We start from the raw sequence: 23,907 nt of genomic DNA on the forward strand, positions 1-23,907 counted from the left end.
AGTTCACGGGCTCGGTCGTCTAACGTAGCCTTTATCCTCACGAGAGAACGGCTTTCGAAACCCGAGTAACGATTCAAACGGTGACGGAGCGATCGGTCCTAACGGGACGACCGTCGTGAGCGAATGCGAGGGCCAACTCGATGGCATCGTTCCCGGCGAGGTGAACGATGGAACGACGGGTAGCGATCCGCGAACCGGTTGTGCGATCGTTCGGTCCCGTCGCGGCGTCACCCGCCCGCGGCCGAGAGGTTTCGCCTGATGTACCGGTTGATCGCCGTGAGCCGGTCGGGATCGAACGTCCAGACGCCGCGCCAGACCCGCGGCTCCGTCTCCACCGCGAGCAGCCCGACGCCGCCGTCCGCCGCCCGCTCGAGGTCCGTCTCCGCATCGACGACCCTCGGCCCGTCCGGCGGGTCGAACACGACGAACCAACTTTTCGTGAAGTCGCTCGAACGCCCGCCGTGGATCGTGGCCCCGAGGTCGGTCGGCGGGTCGTCGGGAACGCCGTAGAGGTGCGTGTCGATGCCGTCGGAAGCGACGCGGTCGTACACCCGTCGCGTGCCGAGTTCGTCCTCGAGCCGTGAGAGCCGCTGGAACGACGACCGGAGCGTGCCGGAACCGGCGGTCAGGGCAGCCCGCTCGATGAACCGCGAGACGGTTATCAAAAGCAGCTTCTGTCGGTTCGACTCCGGATAGCCGCGCAGGGTGAACACCGTGTCGTCGAGGCCGGTTATCACCGAGGGCAACTCGAGATCGTCCAGCCCGCGAGCGCCGGTGGTGTACAGGTCCGAGTTCACGAACAGGATGGCGTCGCCGAGCTCCTCGAGCGTCGATCCGGCGACCACCTCGTCGCCCTCGATCAGCAACACGAGGTTCTCCGCGTTCGCGACGTCGTCGCCGACGCCGTCACCGAACGAGAGCGTGTCGGCCTCGACGGAACCGCCTGCGGCGATCGCCTCGAGAACGTCCGCCGCGGCTCCCCCGTCGCCTCGGAGGTCCTCTTCGGTCACACGGACGGTCCCGTCGCCGAACGTCTCGACGAGCATGTTCCGAACCGGGTCCGGATCGCTCCGGTTGACGACGACGATCGATCGCTCCGCGCTCTCGAAGCGATCGACGAGCTGTCCGAGGGTCACGTACTCGGATCAGCCGGCTATCGGAGATAAACGTTGGTCCTCCGTTATCGGATCTGAAAACGAAGGTGACGATCGGCCCGCCTACGCCACGAGCGTCTCCTCGAGCAGCTGGAGCGGGTGTTCGATCTCGTAACCGGTGCCGTGTTCCATCTGCATCGCGCAGGTCGGACACTCCGTCATCCCCACCTCGCCCTCCGCGTCCTCCATGTGCCCGAACATCTCCTCGCCGATCTGCATCGACTTCTCGTACTTCTCGCTCTTCCAGCCGTACGTGCCGGAGATACCCGAACAGGAGTCCCCCACGTCCTCCATCTCGACGCCGTCGACGTCGCGGAACGTCTCGACGGCCTGCCGGGCGAGCCCCTGGTTCCGGGCGTGACACGGCGCGTGGTACGCGAACGACCGGTCGTCCTCCGGGCGCGCCTCGGCCAGCTCGTCGTTCAGGTCCTCGTGGATCCGGAGGTACTCCAGCGCCTCGAAGGTGTGATCGGAGACGTCCTCGATGCCGTGGATGTCGAACAGTTCGGGGTACTCCTGCCGCAGCGACATCGAACAGGAGGTACACGACGCGATCACGTCCGCGCCGTCGCCGATCGCCTCGATCAGGTTCTCGACGTTGGTCTCGGCGTGCCGGCGGGCGTCCTTCAACATCCCGTTGGCGAACATCGGCGTCCCCGAGCACTTCTGGGGCGGCACCATGACCTCGTAGCCGAAGTGCTCGTACACCCGCACCATCGCCTTGCCGACCTCCGGCGTGTTGTAGTTGGAGTAACAGCCGTGGAAGTACGCCACGCGCTTGTCGGGGTTCTCGACCTGCGCGCCGCCGCGGTCGCGCCACCACTCGCGGAACGTCGTCGTCGCGAACTCGGGGAACTCCCGCTCCTTCGGGATCCCGAGCACCTTGTCCATCGCCCAGCGTGCGGGTCCGAAGTTCATCGCGAACGAGGAGAGCCGCGGGACCACGCTCGCCAGCCGCGCCGAGGTCCGGTAGTTCGCGAGGATGCGGTTGCGGACGTACTCCAGCGAGAGCTTCTCCATCTGTTCCTCGACGAACTGGCCGCGCGCCTCGTTGTGCATCTGCGAGAGCGGCACGGAGGAGGGACACGCGTCGTCACACCGCATGCAGTTCGAACAGGAAGTGATCGACTCGTCGATGTCGTGGTCGTCCTTCCGCTTGAGCCGCCACTGCTCGGGCCCCTGGAACTTCGGGCCGGGGAACTCGTCGTCGACCTCCGCGACCGGACAGGACGTGTCACACGACGTACATTTATAACAGGAGTCGGCCCCGTCGCGCAGGTCGAGGTCCCCCTCGGGGAACACGTCGATCGGGTCGTAGGCGTCGGGGTCGAGTTCGGTCGAGTCGCTGCCGCCGGTCGCGCTCTCGACGCCCCCGTCGGTCGCCGTTCGGGGGGCGTCCGCCGCGGGCGACCCGGTCCGTCCGTCCGCTGCGGACGATTCTGCGGCGGTTCCCGCCTCCTCCCCGTCGTCGGGCACGAAGATCGCCGGCCGCTCGTCGCGGCCGATCTCCGGAACGTTCGGCTGCGGCGACGACCCACAGCCGCAGCGGTCGTCGCCGTTCGTTCGACCGTCTCGGTTCGATCCGTCGATCCCGTCCGTCTCGTCGTCGCTCCCTGTGTGTCGTGTCATTGTCGAACCTCCCGTGCCGCCTCGCGGCCGGCCACGAGGCCGGTCGCGAGCGAGACGCCGCTCGCGGACTTCTCCCGCGCCACGTCCGCGCCGCCGACGACCGCGCCGGCGACCCGAACGTTCCCGTACGCCACCTCCCCCGTCTCGTCGAGCGGGCGCAGCCGCTCGTCCGGTCGTACCCCGAACCGCGCGTACGGCTGCTCGCCGAACGCGTCGTCGACGAACCACTCGTAGCGGTCCGCCGGCTGCGGGACGTGTAGGTCGAGGACCGGCTCGCGCACTCCGTCGCGGTCCGAGTCGAGCCCCTTCCCGACCAGCCCGCCCGTCGCGAGCACGACCGCCTCCGCGCCGTAGGGCACCTCGCTGCCCTTCCGGTCCATCACGAGGTGGTCGATCCGGTCGCCGCTCCCGTCACCCTCGACCTCGTCGTCGACCGCGTATCCCACCACGGGCGTCCCGGTCTCGAACCGGACGCCCGCGTCGTCGAGCGCGTCGTACAGCAGGTCCTCGAGCCGGAGTCCCGGCAGGCTCGGCGGCCCCATCGGGACCTCGAAGACGTCCGCGCCGAGCCGGTCGGCGAGGTCCGCGCGGACCTCGGCCGCGTGGTCGTCCCCGAGGAACGCCGGGAACCCGACTCGCTCGACGCGGTCGACGCCGCCCTCCTCGTCGACCACGTCGTGGAGGTGCGGGCCGACCGCCTTCGCCAGCGCCTCGCGGGCGGGCGTCCCGTCGATCTCCTCGTCGCGGTCGAGCGCCTTCGCGAGGCGGGTGATCTTCGCGTCCGCGCGGAACGCCTCCGCGAACTCGACCTCCGTGCCGGCCACGTCGAACGGGACGCCCGCGGCGTCGAGCCGGTCCGCGAACGCCCGCGCGTCGTACTCGGTGAGCGACCGGAACCCCACGATCAGCGTCGGGCGGTCGTCGCTCGCGACCCCGGCCGCCGCCGACGCCGGGTAGCGGGCGGTGGGTTTGACGCTGCCGCCGAACGTCGGGACCAGCGCGTTCCGGTCGGTGTGGCCCCCGAGGTACGCGTCGCCGACGAGCTCGTCGAACAGTTCGAGCCCCTCCCGGAGCGCGTCCGCGCCGACGAGCCGGTACGGGTGGTCCTCCGGGAGCCGGTCGATCGCCTCGAACGGGTCCGAGAGCGGCCCCTCCGGGTCGGGCCACTCGTCGGGGTCGAGGTTCCGGCCCGCGGTCGGCGGCCCCTCCCGCAGCGGCTTCGCCGGCTCGGTCGCGGGGAGGTAGCCGAGCGCGTCGATCAGCCCGGACGCCTGCCGGAGCGTGCTCGCCTTGTGCGAGACGAGCCGCGTGTCGGCCCCCTCGCGGGCGGACGCGATCGCGGCCGTGATCCCCGCGATCCCGCCGCCGACGACGAGGACCTCGCTATCGATCGCCATCGATCCCCCCGTCGGTCGCGTCGGGACTTCCGGTCGCGTCGAGCCCGCCGTCGGTCGCCGTGACGCCCGCGGGCGAGTCGTCCGACCCCGAGTCGTCCGACGACGAGCCGTCGCCTGCGGACTCGCCGGACCCCGCGGGCCCCGCGTCGAACGCGCCGAAGTCCACGTCCGCGTCGGTCGTCGCCGGGTCGCCGTCGCGGTTCATCGTCGTCGCGTGGAGCAGGTGGTTCAACATCGCCTGCGAGAGCTGGCGGCCCCACAGCGCGTGTCGCTGGCCCTTCCAGCGCTCCTGGTAGAGCTCGTCCTCGGCGTCGCGGACGACGGGTCCGGGGTACTCCGCAGCCAGTTCCGAGGCGATCCGGTGGGTACAGAAGCCGCCCTGGCAGTTCCCCATCGAGGCGCGGGTCCGCAGCCGGACCGCGTTCAGGTCGGAGCCGGCCTCCTCGATGCCGTTCCGGACCTCCGCGCGGGTGACGCCCTCGCACTCGCAGACGACGGGGTTGGGGTCCGTCCCTCCCAACACGTCGTCGGTCCGCGAGCCGAGCCGTTGGGCCGACCGGCGGCCGATCGGCGATCGGATCCCGAACTCCTCCATGTAGTCGCGCAGGACGCTGAAGTCCTCGGAGCCGGGCAGCGGCGCGTCGGCGGTGTCACAGTCGGCGTCGTGATCGAGCTTCTCACAGACGTGGTCGGTGATCGACTCGGCCATCATCCGGTAGGTGGTGAGCTTCCCGCCGACGATGCTCGTCATGCCGGGGAGGTCGTCGCGCTCGGCGTGGTCGAGGAGGAAGTAGTCGCGCGTGATGTCGGTCGGGTCGTCGGTGCCCGTTCCGGGCGGCTCGTAGAGGGGTCTGACGCCCCAGAACGACCGGAGCGTGCGGGCGTCCTTCAGCGCGGGGACGAGCTCCGAGAGCGTCTCGATCATCAGGTCGACCTCCCACTCCTCCTCCGGGTAGTCCTCGGGGTCGTCGACCTCCTCGTCGGTCGTTCCGAGGATACAGGCGGTCTCGTGGGGGACCACGATGTCGGCGTCGCCCTTCGGCCGGCAGCGGTTGATCACGGTGTCGACCTGCCGGGTGTTCATCACGGTCATCACGCCCTTCGACGGCCGGACCTCCACGTCGACGCCGGCCATCTCGCCGATCTGCCCGGCCCACGCACCGGTCGCGTTGACGACGTAGCGCGCGCGGATCTCCTCGGTGGTGCCCGGCTCGCGGTGGACGCGCTTGCCGGGTCCCGTGTCGTGTTCGATCTCGACGCCGACGACCTCGTCGTCCTCGACGAGCACGTCGGTCACCGCCGCGTGGGTCTCGACGCGCGCGCCGTGTTCGCGGGCGTCGGCCGCGTTGGCCACGCAGAGACGGAAGGGATCGACCGCGCCGTCGGGGACGACGATGGCCTTCTCCACGTCGCGCGCGAGGTACGGCTCGCGCCTGCGCGCCTCCTCCCCGTCTATCACCTCCGCCGGGATGTCGCACGCGCGGCAGCCCTCGAGTTTCTCCTGGAAGTACTCTTCGGAGTCCTCGGGCCGCTTGACGAACATCCCCCCGGTCTCCTCGACGCAGTGGGCGGCGATGTCGCGGAGCACCCGGTTCTCCTCGATACACTCGCGCGCGCTCTTCTGGTCCGAGACGGCGTATCTCCCGCCGCTGTGGAGGAGCCCGTGCATCCGCCCGGTCGTCCCGTGCGTGAGGTTCCCCTTCTCGACGAGGACCGCGTCGAGCCCCCGGCGCGCGAGGTCCCGTATCACGCCACAGCCGGTCGACCCCCCACCGACGACGACGACGTCCACTTGATCGTCCATGTCATAGGGCTTGGACCGGGATCACTTTACTTTACCTCTCGCACCGACCCGTTCATAACTATCAGGGATATCCACACCGACTCGCCGGGGGATTCACCCACATATTTATATATAAGTCTTTTTTATGCGAGGTGATATCCGGATTTTAACAGGAAGATTATTATGGTAGTACATTATGTTCACGGATGGCGTGGTAGCTTCCGTGAAGATATGCCGTGGCGGCGACGACAGCGACCCCGCGTTCCCGGTCTACGGGCCGACGCGTGGCCCGGACGCGACGTTTCGGGGCGGGGTGGGAGACGGATTCGGTCCCGGATCGGATCGGGACACGGACGGTGGCGTCGTCGTTTCGGCCGGACCAGCGCCGCAGGAGGGATCCAGAACATGACACAGTACGTCGGTGCGATAGACCAGGGGACGACCGGAACCCGCTTCATGGTGTTCGACCACGGCGGGCAGGTCGTCGCGAACGCCTACGAACAGCACGAACAGATCTATCCCAACCCGGGATGGGTCGAACACGACCCGATAGAGATCTGGGAGAACACGCAGGAGGTCGTCCTCGACGGGCTCGCGGACGCGGGCCTGGAGGCGAGCCAGCTCGATGCGATCGGGATCACGAACCAGCGCGAGACCACGATCGTGTGGGACCGCGAGACCGGCAAGCCGGTCCACAACGCCCTCGTCTGGCAGGACCGCCGGACGACCGACCGCGTCGAGGAACTACAGGAGGCGGACAAGGTCGAGGAGATCCGCGAGAAGACGGGCCTCGAGGCCGACGCGTACTTCTCCGCGACCAAGACCGAGTGGATCCTCGACAACGCCGAGCCGCTCAAGATGCAGAGCTCCCGCGGCGGCGACCTCCGCGACCGAGCCCGCGAGGGCGAACTCGTCATGGGCACGATCGACTCGTGGCTCATCTACAACCTCACGGGCAACCACATCACGGACGTGACGAACGCGTCCCGGACGATGCTGTACAACATCCGGGAGCTGGAGTGGGACGACGAGCTCTTAGACGAGTTCGACGTGCCGAAGGAGATGGTCCCCGAGGTTCGGCCCTCCTCCGACGAGGAGTACTACGGCCACACCGACGCGGACGGCTTCCTCGGCGAGGAGGTCCCGGTCGCCGGCGCGCTCGGCGACCAGCAGGCCGCGCTGTTCGGCCAGACCTGTTTCGACGAGGGCGACGCGAAGAACACCTACGGCACCGGCTCGTTCTACCTGATGAACACGGGCACCGAGGCCGTCGAGTCCGACCACGGACTCCTGACGACCATCGGCTTCCAGATGTCCGGAGAGCCGGTCCAGTACGCGCTCGAGGGCTCGATCTTCATCACCGGCGCGGCGATCGAGTGGCTCGAGGACGTCGACCTGATCAACAACGCGGCCCAGACCGCCGAACTCGCACGGTCGGTCGAGTCGACCGACGGCGTCTACATGGTCCCGGCGTTCACGGGGCTCGGCGCGCCCCACTGGGACGGCCGCGCGCGCGGGACCATCGTCGGGATGACCCGCGGGACGAGCAAGGAACACATCGTGCGGGCGACGCTCGAGTCGATCGCCTACCAGACCCGCGACGTGGCGGAGGCGATGGAGGCCGACTCCGGCGTGGAGACGACGAGCCTCCGCGTCGACGGCGGCGCGGTCAAGAACAACTTCCTCTGTCAGCTCCAGTCGGACATCATCCAGACGGAGATCGCGCGGCCGGAGGTCGACGAGACGACCGCGCTCGGCTCGGCGTATGCGGCCGGGCTGGCGGTCGGCTACTGGGACACCGTCGACGAGCTTCGCGACAACTGGCAGGTCGACCGCGAGTTCAACCCCGAGAAGAGCCAAGCGGAGGTCGACAAACTGTACAGCCGGTGGGGCGACGCGGTCGAGAAGTCGCTCGACTGGGCGAAAGACGACGAGGGGGACGAGTAGATGAGCGCCGAGGCTTCGGCGTTGCTCGCGTCGGGAGACGTGCTCGCACAGTCGGCCGGCTGGAACGCCGGATCGATCGACGCGGTTCTCAACATCCTCCTCGACCCGACGTACTGGCTCGGTGCGGCGGCCGGCGGCGCGTTCGGCGCCGCCCTCGGTGCGCTGCCGGCGTTCATCTTCACCGGATTCCTCGTCATCGCCGGCGTCTTCGGCGGCGACGCGGCATCGGGGGTCGGCGTCGGCGTCGGCTTCGGTCCGGTGTTCGGCCCGCACATCTCCTTCGCCGGCGGTGCGGCCGCGGCGGCGTACGCCGCAAAGAACGGCGAGATGGAGTCCGGGTTCGACTACCACAACGCGAAGGACATCGGCTTCGCGCTCGGCAGCAAGCCGGACATCCTCGCGGTCGGGGCGCTCTTCGGGGTGTTCGGGATCGTGCTCGAACAGACCCTTCGGAACCTCGCCATCCCGACCGACCCGATCGCGTTCACGGTCGTCGCCAGCGCCCTGTTACACCGGGCGGTGTTCGGCTACTCGGTGATCGGCGTCGTCAGCGACAAGGCGAACGGGTTCATGGACATGGGTCCCTTCGAGCGCGGAGAGATGCGGGAACCCGGCGAGATGCCCGGTGACGGCGAGAAGGACAGCGAGGACCGCCTCGCCGTCGAGCCGTGGCTGCCGAACATGTACAAGTGGTCGCACGTCGCGGCGATCGGAGCGGTCGCCGGACTGGCGGCCGCCTACGCCACGATCCAGACCGGCAACGTGTTCCTCGGGTTCGGGATCAGCGCGGCGACGCTGCTCTTCTTGAACCTCGGCGTGGACCGGATCCCGGTCACCCACCACATGACGCTTCCGGGGGCGACCGCGTGGGCCGCGTTCACGGGAGCGGGCTTCAGCCCGACGGTCGGGCTGTTGGCCGGCGCCGGGTTCGGACTGCTCGGCGCGGTCATCGGCGAGGCGTTCCAGCGCGTGTTCTACGCTCACGGGGACACCCACGTGGACCCGCCCGCGGCGGCGATCTTCATTACGTCCTCGATCCTCGCGCTCCTGTCGATCCTCGGGATCCTCGGATCGATCTGGGTACCCGGAGCCTGAGCCGACGCGCGTTTTTTATTGAGCCGGAAGCGCCGAAGAAAGCATCACATAGGAGACAACACCAGAGATGATCCCGACACCGATCGAGGTGACGAGTCCGTGAGTGAAGACGAACGCGGCGACCGCGACGACCGACAGGACGACCAGACCGATACCGGCGGCACCGTGGTGGTATTCGCCCGCGGTCGGATGTTCGCTGAGCGGCGTCCGCTCCGGCTCCGGAACCCGGATGCTCGCGTGGTACGGAATGTACAGACGGGTACCGATGCCGGCGGTCGCGGCGACGATCGACGCGAACTGGACGTCATCGACGAGCTCGCGGACGAGAAGGAACGCGGCGATCGCGACGAGCAGCGCGATCACCTTGCTCCGCTTGTCGGCGGCGACTACCGACTCGTGGAACGGCTGTTCCGACATACCCCCGGAGACGCGTTCGGGTGGGTTAAGTGTGTGGTCGGAACGTCGCCCTTCACGATCGCCCGACCCGGGACGATCCCGGCTGGGGTGGATTTAACCGATCTCACGCCGATCGGCGGACATGAACACGCTCGGTCTCGAGAGACGCGACGGACGGAACATGCTGCTCGTCGCGGCCGTCGTCACGGTCGTGATGGCCGTGACCGCCGAGGGGCCGCTCGGCGTGCGGGTCGTGGCCGGCGTGCTCGCCGGCGCGATAAGCGGCATCGTCTTCGTCGTCTCGACGCTTCTCATCAACCGGTACAAGCCGAACCACTGGTAGGGGAGCGTCGCCGAGCCGGTCGGCGGCCGGAACGAGCCGACCGCGGTTCGTGCCGGTTTTATTCCCGTACCCAGGAGGAGGTAGCGTGAACATCGACGACCGGATCGAGCGGCGACTCGGATACGACACCGGGGCGGGCGTCTTCGTCGACTTTGACGCCGTCTCCCCGGTGTTCCACCTCGAGTCGCCGATCGGGCGGGGGCCGGCGCTCGAGCGCTTGCTCGACGCGTTCAGTCCGGCCTTCTCCGGCGCGCTGCCGCCGAGCACCTACGTCCACGGCCCGAAGGGCAGCGGCAAGTCCGCCGTCGTCTCCGCGCTGTTCTCCCGGCTCGCGACCCACAGCGGCCCGCCGCAGGCGATCCAGACGTCGACGCGGGCGGTCGAGCCGACGCTTCCGGGCTTCGTCTACGTGGACGCCAGACGGGCCTCGACGCGGTTCCGGCTCTACCACGACGCGCTCGCGGCCGTCGGCGACGAGACGGTCCCCGACCACGGTATCGGGACCGACGACCTCGCCGAGTCGCTCCGGGACGCGGTCCGGACGGGTCCGGACGTCGTGGTCGCGGTCGACCACACCAACGAGCCCGAGACGCCGAGCGCGTCGACCGTCGTCGAGTGGCTCACCGACGTGAGCGGCCACATCGTTCCGGTGTGTCTCGGCCGCGAGCCGCCCGAGGAGATCGACTGGGACCCGGACGAGTCGGTCGCGCTCTCGCGGTACCGGCGGCACGTGCTCGTCGAACTGCTGACGAGCCGGTGTTCGACGGGGCTCGGCCGCGACGCGCTCAGCCACGACCAGGTCCGGGAGATCGGCGAGTGGGCCTCCGGCGACGCCCACGACGCGCTCGCGGCGATCTCGGGTGCCGCCATCCGCGCCGAGCGGGCGGGCGTCTCGACGATCCGTCCCGAGGACGTCGACGCGGGGATAGAGGAGGTCCCGAAGCCGTGCGTCACGCTGGGTCGCGTCCTGTCGCTCTCGGAGAGCCGCCGCCGGCTCCTCTACGAACTCGTGACGCTGCCCGAGTCCGACCGGTCCTCGGTGAGCGCCGCGACGGAGACGATCGCCTCGCGGCGGCGCGTCGACCTGTCGGCGTCCACGGTGCGGCGCGTGCTCTACGAGCTCGCGGACGCCGGGCTGCTCGACCGAGTGACCGTCCGGCGGAGCGACGGCAAGGGACGGCCGCCGAGCCGGCTCGTCCCGCGGTTTCCGACGCTCGTCTACCGCGAGCTGTTCGACCGGTCGGCCCGCGCCTGAATCCCGACCTCCGTCCTTCTCTCCGGCCCCGTCGAACGGAAGACAGTTGCCTCCGCGGTTCCGGAGGCTCGCGTATGGTTCCGCCCCTCGTGCTGGACATCGACGGGACGCTGACGACGGTCGACGGCCGGCTCGATCCCCGCGTCCTCGAGCTGCTGCCCGACTGGGAGGCCCCCGTGGTGCTCGCGACCGGCAAGGCGTTCCCGTATCCGGTCGCGCTCGCGGGATTCCTCGGCCGCGACGCGACCGTGATCGCCGAGAACGGCGGGGTCGTCCACGTCGACGACGAGACGAGCCTCCTCGCGGACCCTTCCGCTCCTCGCGCCGTGATCGAGGCGTTCCTCGAACGTGGCGGCGACCTGGGTTGGGGCGGGGACGAGACCGTGAACCGGTGGCGCGAGACCGAGGTGGCGGTCTCCGTCGACGCCGACGAGGCGCTGTTGCGCGAGGTCGCCGCGGCCGCGGGCGACGAGGTGGAGGTCGTCGACACCGGCTACGCGTTCCACGTCAAATCGCCGGACGTGAACAAGGGCGAGGGGCTCGCGCGGGTCGCCGGCTCGCTCGGCGTCGACCCGGAGGCGTTCGTCGCGGTCGGCGACAGCGAGAACGACGTCTCGACGTTCGAGGTCGCCGGGACCGCCTACGCCGTCGCCAACGCGGATCCGGCGGCGACCGCGGCGGCGGACGTCGTCCTCGAGGCGGGCTACATGGACGGCACCGCGGCGGTCCTCGAGGCGCTGGCGGCGGGCGAGACGCCGCCCGGACGACGGCGTTGATCCCGGTCGACCGGCGACGTTGATCCCGTCGATCGGCGACGTTGATCCCGTCGATCGGCGGCGTTGATCCCGCTCGGATCGTTCGTCCGATCAGGCGTACGGGTACCGACCCGTCGCGCCGCACTCGCGACAGCGGACGACCACGCGACCGGGCCCGAGCCGGACTCGGCTCGTCCTTCCCGGCCGGAGGTACACGTCGCAGTCGTCACAGGTCTTCCGCTCGAACTCGCGGGGAACGCCACAGCGGTTCCGTTCGGCGATCCGCCGCGCCAGGCGGACGTACTCCCGCGCGCGGTCGTACTCGTCGTCGACGACCGCCTCGCGGGCGAGCCCGAACAGCCGCTCGATCCGTTCCTCGGGGATCCCCATACGCGTTCGGGGCGACCGCGGCACAAAGGCGTTGTCGTCGGCGGCGGGACCGACTCCCCGGTCCGAAACCCGGCCGACCCGCATCCTTTTTGAACGGTCCACGCCAACCGGGCGGCATGAAGGAATCCCTGATGGACGTGATCTGCTGTCCGCTCGAGAAGGCCGACCTCGAACTCGATGTCGACGAGCGGGACGACGAGGAGGTCCTCGAGGGGACGCTCACGTGTACGGAGTGCGGTGAGGTCTACCCGATCGAGGACGGGATCCCGAACCTCCTCCCGCCGGACATGCGCGAGGAGGAGGAGGCCGCGGCGTAACCGTCGAGTCGTCGCCTTCTCCGCTCTCACTCCCGCACCGTGAGGACCGGGACCGGCGCGGTCCGCACGGTCCGCTCCGCGACGCTCCCGAGCAGGACTCGATCGTCGCCGTGCTCCCCGGTCGCACCCATCACGACCGCGTCCGCGCCGTCCGCGGAGACGCGGTCGCGGATCGCCTCGACGGGGTCCCCGCGTTCGACGTGTCGCTCGACGCGATCGACCCCGTACTCCTCCGCCGCGGCGACGACGTCGTCGAGGGCGGCGTTCGCGGCGGCCGTCGCCTCGTCCTCGTCCGCGTCGGTGCCGAGGAGGCCCTCAAGCGGGTCGAAGGCGTCGTCGACGACGGCGAGCGCGTGGACCGTCGCGTCGAGGGCGGCGGCGAGCGCGAGGCCGTGGTCGACCCCGGCGTCCGCCCCGACGCTTCCGTCCGTCGGGACCACGATCCCCTCGTAGGGGAACGCGAGCCGCTCGTCTGGGCGGGTCCGCGCCGTGAGCACCGGAACCGACGCGTTCCGCACGACCTTCTCCGAGACGCTGCCGAGGAGGCGCCGGGAGAGCCCCCGCCGACCGCGCGTCGGCATCACGATCAGGTCGTGGCCCTCCCGTTCGGCGTGATCGACGATCGTCGGCGCGGGGTTCCCCTGACGGACCTCGGCGTCGTGGTCGACGCCCGCCGCCGCGAGTTCCTCGGTCGCCTCCGAGACGACGCGCTCGCCCCGTCGTTCGAGCGCGTCGACGGTCTCGCCCTCGATCACGGTGACGCTGTCGCGCGCGGTGTCCGCGACGAACAGGACGTGGACCGTCGCGTCCGCGAAGCGCGCGATGTCGGCGGCGTGTTCGAGAACGTCGGCGGCCCCGTCGCTCCCGTCGAACGGCAGCAGGACGTCGTCGTACATGGTCGCCGAGGGCTACGAGCCCGAGGGGCTAATGGGTTCGCATCGGTCCGATTCGCCCTCAATTAACTGAATCTTTTTTTGACCGCGGCGTGAGCTACTACGCGTGTCGACCCTCGCCGTCGAACTGAACGGGGACGAAGTCCACTCGATCAGCGCCCCCGACCGGTTCGCCACGACCGCTCCGTTCTCCATCGAGCTCGCGAACCGCGGCCGATCGACCCACGTCCACCTCCACCTCGACGACGACCTCGATCGGGTCGCCTCGATCGCCGAGGTGAACCACTACGTCGAGGACGACGCGGTCAAACGCGTTCACGTCTCGGCCGTCGAGGTCGACGAGCCGGTCCGCGGGAAGCTGAAGGTCGTGACGGGGTACGGATCGAACACGGCGTACGTCGACGTGCGGATCGAGCCGCCGCCGGAGGTGGCCCCGGACGAGGTCGTCGTCGACGAGCGGCTCTCGAAACCGCCCGAGCGCAGCCCGCCGGCTCCGCTGTCGAGCCGAGTCGTCGCCGGGCTCGAACGGGCGATAGAACGCGGCGGCGTGCCGGCGCTCCTCGTCTCGTTTCTCGCGGTCGCGCTCGGCGTCGCGGCCGCGTTCGCGATCGATAGCGTGCTCGTCTTCCTCGCCGTCGGCGTCGTCCTCGCGGTGACGCTCGCGGCCGCGCTGTACCTGCTGTGGTGAGGAGCGGAACCCCGAAGACTGCCGCTCGGGGTGGATCCGCGCGCTTTTAAGCGTCCCGGCGGAACCGTGAGACATGAGCTTCGAGAAGGAAGACGAGGTCGTCCTCCACGACAAACACAGCGAGTACGACGGCGAGACCGGGCGGATCACGCAGGTGATGGAGACGATGTTCGGCGACGCGACCTACACGGTGAGCTTCGAGGACGGCCAGGAGACGGGCGTTCCGGAGGAGTCGCTCGAGGCCGTCGAGAGCGAGGAGTAACCCCCCTCGCCCGTGCCCGCAGTCCCGTTCCACTACGTCGACCTCCGGGCGTTCTCGTACGCGACCGAGGATGAGAAGCGCGTGGAGGAGGCGCTCCGCTCGCTGCTGCCCGAGGACGCCGAGCTCGACCGCGTCGAGAACGTGGGGCATCACGGCGACCGGATCGTCGTCCTCTCCGCGCGGATCGAACGCGCCGACGGGATGCGCCACGTGCTCGACCGGATCGCCGAGCTCGACGACCTCGACCGCGTGCTCGAGGAGCTCGACCAGCGGGTCGACGACAACTGCGCGCTGTTCATGCGGCTCGACAAACAGGCCGCGTTCCGCGGCGACGTGCGGCTCGGCCCCGGGATCACCGTCCGGGCGAAGGTCGAGGCGTACCCGGCGAAGAAAGAGGCGGCCGTCGAGAACGCCCGCGAGACGCTCTCCCGGCTCGCCGACGCGTCGTAGCGGCGGTCGGGGGACTACCCGTCCAGCCGGTCCGTGTCGATGCCGGTCCCGGGAGGTGAGACGATAAGGAACCCGCGGAAGTGCATCAGCTCGCCGCCCATGTCCTTGATCTCGCGGGCGAAGCCGGCAGCGAGCTCGTTGAGGTCGCCCTCGACGGACAACACGAGCGTGTTGCCGTAGTCGACGCTGCGGATCCACGTCTCCGGGTCGGTCGTCCCGTCGAGGACGCCGAGGACGACGTCGCCGGCGTCGGCGAACGCCTCGTCCATCTGCTCTTCGGCGTCGCGTAAGTCGAGGTCCCAGTCGCTCATACCCGAGCGACGACTCACGCCGGCAAAAGCGTTCGGGGGAGGGCCCCGGCGCGGAACGAGGCTCGGCGGTCGGTCTCGAGCCGGCTACGGAGATCACGACGCCGAATCAGCCCGTCACTGACGTGAGCAGTTTCCCCTCAACGGACTCGCTGGTGACAGAAACCGATCGGCGACGGTGAACCGGGATACTCGACCGCCGAGGTGGGTTATCACTCCTGTTGGTGGACCCAATTTTCGGTCGGAACCATCTCGGACCCGCCACACACGCCGCAGGATTCGGGTGGTTCGAACGCATGCCCGCCGGATGAACTCTGAACCGGCGTACCCGCATGGATCACTTGGCAGTCCTCGCAAACGAACTCCTCGACGTGTTCTGGGCTATGCGCCATGATTCGGTCTCAAATCCCGTACGTATAGTTAATGTGTACGTATACGTTTCTTCAAAATACCCCTCAGGGGAGAAGTCCTCGTCAGTCGCAAAGGCGAGACGACGACCTCACGAAGACGGGAGGACGACCGACTCGCGATGCGGTGGCGCGCCTCCGAGCGCCCGCGAGGCCCTTCGAAACAGGGAGCAGGTCAACGGTCACTCGATCCGGTCGTCCGACTCGACGCGTGCGAGCACGTCGAGGTTGTGCGCGCCGAAGGTCAGTCGACCCTCCGTGATCCCGCGGTGTCTCGCCTCGGCCCACTCCGAGACCGCTTCCGGCGAGAGCCGGGCGGCGGCGTCCGCGCCGGCGACGCTTGACGAACCGTCCACGTCTCCGTCGTCCGCGATCGCCTCGCTGACGGCCCCCTCGATCCCGTCGACGAGGTAGTGGAGGAAGTACGCCTCGTCGTCGGGGTACGGCGGCGTCACGAGCCAGTCCGAGCCGCCGCCGGCGACGACCTCGCCTCCCGCGGCGGGCAGCGCCTCGAGCAGTTCCCGTCCGGTGCGGCTCCCGCCCGGACGGTCCGGCGCGTCCATCGTCGCGTGGTAGACATCGAGGACGGCCCGTTCGATCGAACCGTCGATAGTCCCGTCTCCCCCGAACGACGGGCGGAGGAACGTCTCCCCGTCGAAGGTGATCGGGAAGTACGCGAGCCCGTCCGGGACCAGTCCGAGGAGCGGGCCGAGCGCCCGGTCGAGGTCGACGATGTCGAGGAACGCACAGCCGACGAGCAGGTCGTACTCCGCGTCGGTTCGACGGGCGACCTCGACCGCGTCCGCCGCGGCGAACGTCGCGGTCGCGGACGAGTCGTCCTCGCCCGATAGACGGAGCGTTCGACCCGGACCCGCGTCGGGACCGGTCGATCCCTCCTCGATCTCGAGGACGTAGCCCGCGCCGTCGGCCCACGTCGCGATCCCGCCGACCGCGCGGTCGATCGCCTCCTCGCGGAGGTCGTATCCGCGGTAGACCACCTCGTCGGGCAGGATCCCCCACGCGAGGAGTCGCCGGAGCATCGTTCCCGTTCCACAGCCCGCCTCGACGACGCGGAGGGGGGCGGACCGACCCGCGAGCGACTCCCGAAGCCGGTCGAGCGTCGGGCGGTGGAGCGCGCGGTCGTCGACGGTGCGTTTGGCCTCCAGGTACCGGGAGTGTTCGTACGTCGACGGTCGGGTCACGTCCGCTCCGAGGCTCTCGGTGTGGTTAAGTGCGTCCCACCCCGAGCCGACGACATGGAACACACGCGGCGGGCGATGCTCTCCGGCGTCGCGGCGGGCGGCGTCGTCGGGGTGACCGGCTGTCTCGGCGGGAGCGGAGGAAGCGGCGGCGACGGCGGGAACTCGCTCGAGACGGGCGAGTACGGCTGTGAGTTGACCGAACCGTCCGACCCGGACCTCGAGTACCGCCCGACGCTCGGCGACCCCGAGGCGGACGTCGTCGTCCGGGCGTTCGAGGACTTCACCTGCCCCCACTGTGCGACCTACAAGCTCGAGCACTTCCCGGCGGTCCGCGAGGAGTTCGTCGCCTCCGGCGAGATCCGGTACGAACACTGGGACTTCCCGATCCCGGTGAACGAGACGTGGGCGGTCCCCGTCGCCAGCGCGGCCCGCGGCGTCGGCGAACGTGCCGGCGACGAGGCCTTCTTCGAGTTCTCCTCGGCCGCCTACGAGTCGCAGGGCGACTACGACGGTCCGACGCTCGGTGCCGCCGCGGAGGCCGCGGGCGCGGACCCCTGTGCGGCCATCGCCGACGCCCAGTTCTCGACGTACGAGGAGGCGTCGATGGACGACCGCGACGAGGGCGAGTCGATGGGCGTCTCCGGAACGCCGACGATATTCGTGAACGGCGAGGCGGTCGACGGCTACGACTCGGGGGCGATCATCGACGCCATCGAGTCGGCGCTCTGAGCCGTCGACCGCGAGACGAGGGACACGGCGACCCCCGAACGTCGGCCTTTTGACCGTTCGACCCGTTTTATAAACCAATGACGAGCGACGACCGCGGGGACCGTCGACGGCTCGTCGCCGTCGTGCTCGCGGTGCTGGTCTCGCAGGTGCTGTTGTATCCCGGCGTTCCCGACCTCGTGGTCGAACTCGGCGCGCCGGCGGGCATCGACGCGGGGATGTGGTTCCTCGTCGCGGAGTTCGCGGCGTTCGTGACGTTCGCCGTGGCCTGGGGGGCCGCGAGCGACGCGCTCGGTCGACGCGTGCCGCTGGTCGTGGTCGGCGCGCTCGGCGGGGCCGCCTCCTACGCCGCGCTCGCCGCGGTGCCGCGGCTCGGCTTCGGGTTTCCGGCGGTCCTCCTCGTCCGCGTCGTCGGCGGATCGCTCACGATCGGGGCGTTCTCGCTCGCGATCACGATGCTGATGGACCTGGGCGGCGGCAACGGACGGAACATGGGGGCCGCCGGCCTCGCCATCGGTCTCGGCGCGGCGGTCGGCTCCGTCGTCGGCGGGGCGCTCGCCGACCTCGGACCGTTCTACCCCGTGTACGCCGGCGCAGTCGTGCTCGCGGGTGCGGGGCTGCTCGCGGCGACCGTCGACGACCGCGCCGCCGGAGACGCCGTTGAAACGGGCGACGACCCCGACCCCGGGTTCCGGGAGGTGCTCTCCCGCGCCCGGGAGACGCCCGGACTCCTCGTTCCCTTCGCGTTCGGCTTCGTCGACCGCCTGACCGCCGGCTTCTTCGCGCTGGTCGGGGTGTACTACTTCCAGGACCCGGCCACCTTCGGGCTCTCGGCGACCGGGGCCGGCGCGACCCTCGCGCTCTTCTTCGTCCCGTTCGCGCTGTTACAGTCCCCGTTCGGAACGCTGTCGGACCGGATCGGGCGGTTCTTTCCGGTCGTCCTCGGGTCGATCGCCTACGGGATCGTCACGATCGGCGTCGGCGTCGCGCCCGTCTACCCGGTCGCGGCCGGGCTGATGGTGCTCGTCGGGGTCTGCGGCGCGCTGATGGCTCCGGCAACGATGGCGCTCGTCACCGACCTCGTCGACCCGGCCGCCCGCGGGGCGGCGATGGGGGCGTTCAACGTGTTCGGCTCGCTCGGGTTCCTGACGGGCTTTCTCGTCGGCGGCGGCGCGACCGGCGCGTTCGGCTACCGGGCCGCCTTCCTCGCCGTGGGGGGACTCGAGCTCGCCATCGCGCTGGCGTTGCTTCCGGCCGTTCGCGCGGTCGCGCCGCGGGTCGGTTCCGCCCCGTCGACCGGGAGCGATTGAGCCGGGTGGTGGAACGACCGGACCGAACGGGGCGAGTCGAGCCTTTTTACCGCTCGCGTGTCCTCGACTCGAGTGACGAATGGATATGCTCGTCGTCGGCGCGGGAGAGATCGGCCGCTGGGTGGCGGACACCCTCACAGCCGACGGCTCGCCGGTCGACGCGAGCGTGACCTTCACCGACCGCGACCCCGCCGTCGCGGCCGACGCGGCCGCCGGACGCGACGCCGGGACCGTCCCGGTCGACGCGGAGACCACGCACGACGCCGTCTGTCTCTCCGTCCCGATGTCGGCGGTGCCCGACGCGGTCGCGGCGTACGCGTCGCGGGCCGACCGGGCGATCCTCGACGTCTCCGGCGAGATGACGGCGTCGATCGCGGCGATGCGCGAGCACGCCCCCGACCTCGAACGAGCGAGCTACCACCCGCTGTTCGCGCCGCCGCGGGTCCCCGGCAACGTCGCCGCCGTCGTCGACGAACCCGGACCGGCGATCGAGGCGGTCTCCGAAGCGATCGAGGCCGGCGGGAACGAGGTCTTCGAGACCACGGCGGCCGAACACGACCGCGCGATGGAGACGGTTCAGGCGGGCGCACACGCCGCGGTGCTCGCGTGGCGGCTCGCCGGAGGGGCGGTTCGAGAGGAGTTCCACACCCCGGTCTCGGCCGCCCTCGACGACGTCGCCGACACGGTCACGGAGGGGTCACCGGCGGTGTACGCCGAGATACAGCGCGCCTTCGACGGGGCCGACGACGTCGCCGAGGCGGCCCGCGAGATCGCCGACGCCGACCCGGACCGGTTCGCCGAACTCTACGAGCGCGCCCGCGGCGAGCGCGACCCCCGCGAACGACACGACTGACCCGCCACGACCCGACCGGAACCCCTCCACACCGAACCCGACCGACACCATCCATGATCGACAGAACGGCGGTCCGCGACACGGCCAACTACCTGCGCCGGGTCCGCCCCATCGACCCCGAGGAGATAACGGAGTACATCGAGGGGACGCCCCATCCAGCCGTCGTCCGCGAGACGCTTCGCGAGGAGGCGTTCGACCTCCGGCTTCGCGAACGCGAGGACGGTTGCTTCGTCCCCGTCGACGACGACCCGGTCCGCCCGCCGGGGTGGGCTCCGAACGCCTTCCCCGAGGAGTACGCCTTCGCCCTGGAGGACCTCCTCGTCGCGGAGTTCGGCGCGAACTGGCACGTCGGCGACTCCGGCGACGAGCTCCGCGAGACGATCCGCCGGCTCAAGGCCGACTACCTCTACGGCAACGACGTCGAGTACGACCGGATCGCCGCGCTCGGCTACGCGATCTATCACCTCCCCGGCTACTACGCCGCGATCGGCTACGTCCTCGACGACCTCGCCGAGAACGGCCTGCTCGACCGGACGCTCCGGGTCCTCGATATCGGCGCGGGCGTCGGCGGCCCGGCGCTCGGCCTCCACGACTACCTCCCCGAGGACGCGGTCGTGGAGTACCACGCCGTCGAGCCCAGCGCCGCCGCCGACGTGCTCGACCGACTGCTCGAGGAGACCGGCCGGAACTTCCGATCGTCGATCCACCGGACCACCGCAGAGTCGCTGTTCGGACTGAACGACTCCTCGAAGGCGGACGCGACGGACGATCGAGCCGCCGTCACCGCGGACGCGTCTCCCCTCGAGGAACCCTTCGATCTGGTGGTCTTCGGCAACGTCCTCTCCGAGCTCGAGGACCCGGTGGCCGTCCTTGAGGCCGCCGTGGACGCGCTGGCCGCCGACGGGAGCCTCCTCGCGCTCGCGCCGGCCGACCGCGAGACCGCGATCGGGCTCCGTGAGGCGGAGCGGGCGGTCGCGACCCCCGAGAGCGGGATCGAGGTCTACTCGCCGGGGATCCGACTCTGGTCCGACGCGTCCCCGAGCGACCGAGGATGGTCCTTCGACGTCCGCGGGGACCTCGCCGTCCCGCCGTTCCAGCGCCGGCTCGACGAGGCGGCCGCCCGCGAGGCGACCGACGAGCCGGGCGAGTTCCGCAACGTCGACGTCCAGTTCGCCTACTCGGTCCTGCGGACCGACGGGAAACGCCGCGTCGACGTCCGTGCGAGCGACGACCGCTGTGCGCGGATGGCCGACTCGGAGGACCACGTCACGGACCGGGTGAACCTCCTCGCGGTGAAGCTCAGCCACGACCTCAGCGACGGGTCGAACGCGGTGTACCGCGTCGGCGACGGCTCCCAGCGGGTCGACCACTACCTCGTCTGTACGCGCGAGACGGTCCTCAACGACGGGCTCCGCGGGGCCGACTACGGCGCTGTCCTCTTCGTCGAGAACGGGCTCGTGCTCTGGAACGACGACGAGGGCGCGTACAACGTCGTCGTGGACGACGAGACCGTCGTGGACGTCGTCGCGCCCTGACCGGCGGGAACCGGGCGATCGAAGGCGAACGGTGGCGAAAACGGGTCGGACCGACATCCTGATTGGTCCTCTCGACCTCCCTCCGACATGGACACACCACCGGCCGCAGGCGACCGGACGCTCCCTGCGGCGACGTGTATCGGCCGGGTCGCGCTCCGCGTCGGCGACCTCGAGTCGACGATCACCTTCTACCGGGACGTGATCGGCCTCTCGGTGCTCGAACGGAACGACGCGGCCGCGACGCTCGGCGCGGGCGGGACGCCGCTTCTCGAGTTGGCCGCGGATCCCGACGCACCCGAGCGCGGCCGAGGGGACGCGGGACTGTTCCACACGGCGTTTCGGGTCCCCTCCCGTGGCGCGCTGGGCGACGCCCTGGAGCGGATCCGGGACCGGTGGGAGCTCGACGGCGCGTCCGATCACGACGTGAGCGAGGCGCTGTACCTCGCCGATCCGGAGGGTAACGGCGTCGAGGTGTACCGCGACCGCCCCCGCGAGGAGTGGTCGACGGTCGGCGACGGACAGGTCCGCATGGTGACCGAGCCGCTCGATCTCGAGGGGGTCGCCGCGTCCGCGACCGGCGAGGACCGAGCCCCGGCCGACACCGACGTCGGCCACGTCCACCTCGAGGTCACCTCGATCGACGCCTTCGAGCGGTTCTATATAGCGGGATTCGGTTTCGACCTCCGGGCGACCTACCCCGACGCGCGGTTCGTCGCCGCCGGCGGGTATCACCACCACGTCGGGGCGAACACGTGGAACGGACGCACCGAACCGGCCGCGGGACGCGGGATCGACTGGTACGAGGTCGTCGTCCCGGACGACGAGGCCCGCCGCGCCCTCCGAGAACGGCTCCCGGAGGACGTCTCGGAATCGCTCGCCGGAAACGGGTTCGCGGTCATCGACCCGGACGGGATCGAGATACGGGTGATCGACGGGTCGTAGCCGGGGTGACGGCGAGGTCGTCGAGACTTCCCGTCAGTCCTCGGCGCTCGACCGTGAGAGCCGACGACGAACCGCGAATCCGACGCCGAGGAGCGGCAGACTGACCGCGAGCAGGTACGGCGCGGCGTAGGCGGCACCGACGACGATCGCCCGAAGGACCGTTGCGAGGCCGTGGACGGATTCCACGAACGCGGCGACGACCCCGGTGTCGTACCACGCGGTCGAGACGGTCGAGGGCTCGGGCGGCTCCTCGCGGAGTTCGACCCGGATCGTCGACAGCGCGACGCGCTCCTCGAGGGACGCCAACTGCGTCTCCATCCGTTCTATCTCCGTTTGAACGTCGGCGAGTTCCGACTGGACCGCCAGCACGTCCTCCGTCGTGTTGGCGTCCTCGTAGAGTTCCCTGAGCCGATCGCGCTCCGCTCGGCGATTCTCCAAGCGCGCCTCGAGGTCCGTGATCCGGTCCGTGACGTCCCGGCTCTCCGTCGTCGCACGCTCGACCTCGCCGAGCGACTCCAGGTCGGCCATCGTGGCGTCGAACTCCTCGCTCGGGACGCGAAGCGTGAGCTCCCCGACGGTGTAGTTCTCGTCGCCCCGTTCGCGTGTCTCCCGCGTCGCGTCGCTCACGAACCCGCCACGCTCATCGACGATCGAGCGTGCCTCGGCGTCGGCCTCCGCGAAGGAATCGACGGTGAGCCGGACGTCGCCGGTCCGGATCAGTCGCCGCTCCGCCACCGCCGCGACCGTCTCGCCGTCCTCGCTCACGGCGTAGGAGGCCTCGGCCGTATCGCCCCCGCCGTCCTCGCCTCCGTTCGACGCACCGGCTCCGTCCCCCTCGAGGGATCGCGATTCGGGCGTGTCGCCGCCGGCGTCCGCGCCCCCTCCGGCACCTCCCGTTCCGGCACCGGCACAGCCGGCGAGCGCCACGAGGCCCGCGACCGTCACGACGAGCAGCAGTCGTCTCGTGTCCATGTGCGTGAGACGCGTCGCGATCGCGGTAAAGGCTCGCAAGACACAAACGGGCGCTTGTCCCTCGGATCCGACGCGTTCGGCCTCGTCGGCGGTTTCAGCGACGTTCTCGCCGAGGTCCTCGCCTAAGCCCTCACTCCGCACCCACCGGTTCGATCAGCGCCGCGCCGTCGGTTCCGGCGCCGTTCACGCGCGTCGAGACCGGGTACGCCTCCATCTCCGAGGCCGGATGCGGGTCCATGAGTTCCGCCGCCTCGTCGGGATCGCCGTGGAGCCACTCCTCCTCCTCGTCGGGCGAGAGTATCACCGCCATCCGGTGATGGAGGTCGGCGATCAGGTCGTTCGGGTCGGTCGTCACGACGGTGAACGTCTCGCGGACCGCGTCGTCCTCGCTTCCGTCGCCACCGTCTCCACCCGCCCCGCCGCCGAACGCGCCGAGCCCGGTCTGTGTCGTCTCCGGTTCGGGCGGCTCCCACCGCTCGTACAGGCCCGCCATCGCGAACGGACGGTCGCCCTCGAAGGCGACGCGGTACGGCCGCTTCCCGGCGCCGTCCTCGTCGACCCACTCGTAGAAGCCGTCCGCGGGGACGAGACATCGACGGGACTCGTAGGCGTCCGCGAAGCTCCGCTTGCGCCGGACGGTCTCCGCTCGGGCGTTGATCAGGTCGAACGGCTCCTCGGCCCACGACGGGGTCAACCCCCACGTCATCCGGGTCGCTCGCTCCGGTTCCTCGCACGTCACGACCGGGAGGTCCTCGCCGGGCGCGCGGTTGTAGCTGGGCTCGAAGCCGTCCCCGAACGTCACGCCGAAACGGGACTCGAGTTCCGACTCGGGCGTGAACAGGGTGTAGCGGCCACACATCGGGATCTCGTTCGGCTCGCGTGGGCTTAAACGGTCGAG

General features: G+C 70.1%; 24 protein-coding genes and 1 pseudogene. 14 read left to right on the forward strand and 11 right to left on the reverse strand.

Features of this window, described 5'->3' with window-relative positions; all coding sequences use genetic code 11:
* Nucleotides 1-227: 227 nt before the first annotated feature.
* From F3H10_RS01275 to glpA, 4 genes are all read right to left on the reverse strand, one after another.
* A complete protein-coding gene (locus F3H10_RS01275; RefSeq protein WP_149783046.1) occupies nt 228-1,136 on the reverse strand; it encodes a hypothetical protein in 909 nt (302 codons plus the stop codon).
* A gap of 81 nt (nt 1,137-1,217) precedes the next feature.
* The gene (locus tag F3H10_RS01280; protein ID WP_149783047.1) at nt 1,218-2,783 is read right to left on the reverse strand and encodes an anaerobic glycerol-3-phosphate dehydrogenase subunit C; all 1,566 of its coding nucleotides are present in this window, start codon (nt 2,781-2,783) and stop codon (nt 1,218-1,220) included.
* Nucleotides 2,780-4,180: a glycerol-3-phosphate dehydrogenase subunit GlpB gene (glpB, locus tag F3H10_RS01285; RefSeq protein WP_149783048.1), complete on the reverse strand. Its 1,401-nt coding sequence runs from the start codon at nt 4,178-4,180 to the stop codon at nt 2,780-2,782. Before glpB ends, F3H10_RS01280 begins: the two co-directional genes overlap by 4 nt.
* Complete coding sequence (gene glpA / locus F3H10_RS01290; protein WP_149783049.1) at nt 4,167-5,984, reverse strand: anaerobic glycerol-3-phosphate dehydrogenase subunit GlpA; 1,818 nt, start codon at nt 5,982-5,984, stop codon at nt 4,167-4,169. The genes glpB and glpA overlap by 14 nt, the downstream gene beginning before the upstream one ends.
* Nucleotides 5,985-6,368: 384 nt before the next feature.
* On the opposite strand from glpA, the gene glpK reads away from it, so the two are divergent.
* Nucleotides 6,369-7,910, forward strand: coding sequence for a glycerol kinase GlpK (gene glpK / locus F3H10_RS01295; protein ID WP_149783050.1), 1,542 nt, complete (start codon nt 6,369-6,371; stop codon nt 7,908-7,910).
* Nucleotides 7,911-9,005 (forward strand): hypothetical protein, encoded by a 1,095-nt coding sequence (locus F3H10_RS01300; protein ID WP_188127837.1) that lies wholly within the window; start codon nt 7,911-7,913, stop codon nt 9,003-9,005. It begins immediately after the preceding gene.
* Between the two features lie 15 nt (nt 9,006-9,020).
* Here the strand turns inward: F3H10_RS01300 and F3H10_RS01305 are convergent, their stop codons facing one another.
* The gene (locus tag F3H10_RS01305) at nt 9,021-9,422 is read right to left on the reverse strand and encodes a hypothetical protein (protein WP_149783051.1); all 402 of its coding nucleotides are present in this window, start codon (nt 9,420-9,422) and stop codon (nt 9,021-9,023) included.
* A 121-nt stretch (nt 9,423-9,543) separates the two neighbouring features.
* Between F3H10_RS01305 and F3H10_RS01310 the strand changes: the two genes are divergently transcribed.
* From F3H10_RS01310 to F3H10_RS01320, 3 genes are all read left to right on the forward strand, one after another.
* Nucleotides 9,544-9,744, forward strand: coding sequence for a hypothetical protein (locus F3H10_RS01310; RefSeq protein WP_149783052.1), 201 nt, complete (start codon nt 9,544-9,546; stop codon nt 9,742-9,744).
* Between the two features lie 85 nt (nt 9,745-9,829).
* Nucleotides 9,830-10,999, forward strand: a complete 1,170-nt coding sequence (locus tag F3H10_RS01315; protein ID WP_149783053.1) for a Cdc6/Cdc18 family protein — start codon at nt 9,830-9,832, stop codon at nt 10,997-10,999.
* Nucleotides 11,000-11,073: 74 nt separating this feature from the next.
* Nucleotides 11,074-11,775 carry an HAD-IIB family hydrolase gene (locus F3H10_RS01320; protein WP_149783054.1) on the forward strand — a complete coding sequence of 234 codons (702 nt, stop codon included), beginning with the start codon at nt 11,074-11,076 and terminating at the stop codon, nt 11,773-11,775.
* A gap of 90 nt (nt 11,776-11,865) precedes the next feature.
* Here F3H10_RS01320 and F3H10_RS01325 read toward each other — a convergent pair whose 3' ends face one another.
* Nucleotides 11,866-12,144: a ribonuclease P protein component 4 gene (locus tag F3H10_RS01325; protein WP_149783055.1), complete on the reverse strand. Its 279-nt coding sequence runs from the start codon at nt 12,142-12,144 to the stop codon at nt 11,866-11,868.
* A gap of 116 nt (nt 12,145-12,260) precedes the next feature.
* Here F3H10_RS01325 and F3H10_RS01330 point away from each other — a divergent pair, with 116 nt between their 5' ends.
* Nucleotides 12,261-12,461, forward strand: coding sequence for a methytransferase partner Trm112 (locus F3H10_RS01330; RefSeq protein WP_149783056.1), 201 nt, complete (start codon nt 12,261-12,263; stop codon nt 12,459-12,461).
* Between the two features lie 26 nt (nt 12,462-12,487).
* On the opposite strand, the gene F3H10_RS01335 is transcribed toward F3H10_RS01330, so the two are convergent.
* Nucleotides 12,488-13,357: a universal stress protein gene (locus F3H10_RS01335; protein WP_149783057.1), complete on the reverse strand. Its 870-nt coding sequence runs from the start codon at nt 13,355-13,357 to the stop codon at nt 12,488-12,490.
* A gap of 103 nt (nt 13,358-13,460) precedes the next feature.
* On the opposite strand from F3H10_RS01335, the gene F3H10_RS01340 reads away from it, so the two are divergent.
* The 3 genes from F3H10_RS01340 (at nt 13,461) to F3H10_RS01350 (ending at nt 14,754) form a co-directional block, all read left to right on the forward strand.
* Entirely contained in the window at nt 13,461-14,042 is a 582-nt protein-coding gene (locus F3H10_RS01340) for a DUF7524 family protein (RefSeq protein WP_149783058.1), read from the forward strand.
* A 73-nt stretch (nt 14,043-14,115) separates the two neighbouring features.
* Complete coding sequence (locus tag F3H10_RS01345) at nt 14,116-14,304, forward strand: DUF1918 domain-containing protein (protein WP_142986002.1); 189 nt, start codon at nt 14,116-14,118, stop codon at nt 14,302-14,304.
* 12 nt (nt 14,305-14,316) lie between these two features.
* On the forward strand, nt 14,317-14,754 hold the full coding sequence (locus tag F3H10_RS01350) for an RNA-binding protein (RefSeq protein ID WP_149783059.1): 438 nt from the start codon (nt 14,317-14,319) through the stop codon (nt 14,752-14,754).
* Nucleotides 14,755-14,777: 23 nt separating this feature from the next.
* Here F3H10_RS01350 and F3H10_RS01355 read toward each other — a convergent pair.
* Nucleotides 14,778-15,065 (reverse strand): annotated as a pseudogene (locus F3H10_RS01355) (DUF5779 family protein); the annotation flags it as partial.
* Between the two features lie 586 nt (nt 15,066-15,651).
* Nucleotides 15,652-16,671 (reverse strand): methyltransferase domain-containing protein, encoded by a 1,020-nt coding sequence (locus tag F3H10_RS01365; protein WP_149783062.1) that lies wholly within the window; start codon nt 16,669-16,671, stop codon nt 15,652-15,654.
* Nucleotides 16,672-16,725: 54 nt separating this feature from the next.
* On the opposite strand from F3H10_RS01365, the gene F3H10_RS01370 reads away from it, so the two are divergent.
* The 5 genes from F3H10_RS01370 (at nt 16,726) to F3H10_RS01390 (ending at nt 22,037) form a co-directional block, all read left to right on the forward strand.
* Nucleotides 16,726-17,400, forward strand: a complete 675-nt coding sequence (locus F3H10_RS01370; protein WP_149783063.1) for a DsbA family protein — start codon at nt 16,726-16,728, stop codon at nt 17,398-17,400.
* A gap of 77 nt (nt 17,401-17,477) precedes the next feature.
* The gene (locus tag F3H10_RS01375; protein WP_149783064.1) at nt 17,478-18,707 is read left to right on the forward strand and encodes an MFS transporter; all 1,230 of its coding nucleotides are present in this window, start codon (nt 17,478-17,480) and stop codon (nt 18,705-18,707) included.
* Nucleotides 18,708-18,786: 79 nt separating this feature from the next.
* Nucleotides 18,787-19,560 (forward strand): NAD(P)-binding domain-containing protein, encoded by a 774-nt coding sequence (locus F3H10_RS01380; RefSeq protein WP_149783065.1) that lies wholly within the window; start codon nt 18,787-18,789, stop codon nt 19,558-19,560.
* A 53-nt stretch (nt 19,561-19,613) separates the two neighbouring features.
* Complete coding sequence (locus tag F3H10_RS01385) at nt 19,614-21,095, forward strand: small ribosomal subunit Rsm22 family protein (protein WP_149783066.1); 1,482 nt, start codon at nt 19,614-19,616, stop codon at nt 21,093-21,095.
* A gap of 87 nt (nt 21,096-21,182) precedes the next feature.
* Nucleotides 21,183-22,037 (forward strand): VOC family protein, encoded by an 855-nt coding sequence (locus tag F3H10_RS01390; RefSeq protein WP_149783067.1) that lies wholly within the window; start codon nt 21,183-21,185, stop codon nt 22,035-22,037.
* 33 nt (nt 22,038-22,070) lie between these two features.
* Here F3H10_RS01390 and F3H10_RS01395 read toward each other — a convergent pair whose 3' ends face one another.
* Both F3H10_RS01395 and F3H10_RS01400 read right to left on the reverse strand, forming a co-directional pair.
* The gene (locus tag F3H10_RS01395; protein ID WP_149783068.1) at nt 22,071-23,009 is read right to left on the reverse strand and encodes a DUF4349 domain-containing protein; all 939 of its coding nucleotides are present in this window, start codon (nt 23,007-23,009) and stop codon (nt 22,071-22,073) included.
* Nucleotides 23,010-23,139: 130 nt separating this feature from the next.
* Nucleotides 23,140-23,868 (reverse strand): SOS response-associated peptidase, encoded by a 729-nt coding sequence (locus F3H10_RS01400; RefSeq protein WP_149783069.1) that lies wholly within the window; start codon nt 23,866-23,868, stop codon nt 23,140-23,142.
* Nucleotides 23,869-23,907 lie beyond the last annotated feature (39 nt).

The organism is Halorubrum aquaticum, from assembly GCF_900113615.1.
Taxonomy (GTDB): Archaea; Halobacteriota; Halobacteria; order Halobacteriales; family Haloferacaceae; genus Halorubrum; species Halorubrum aquaticum.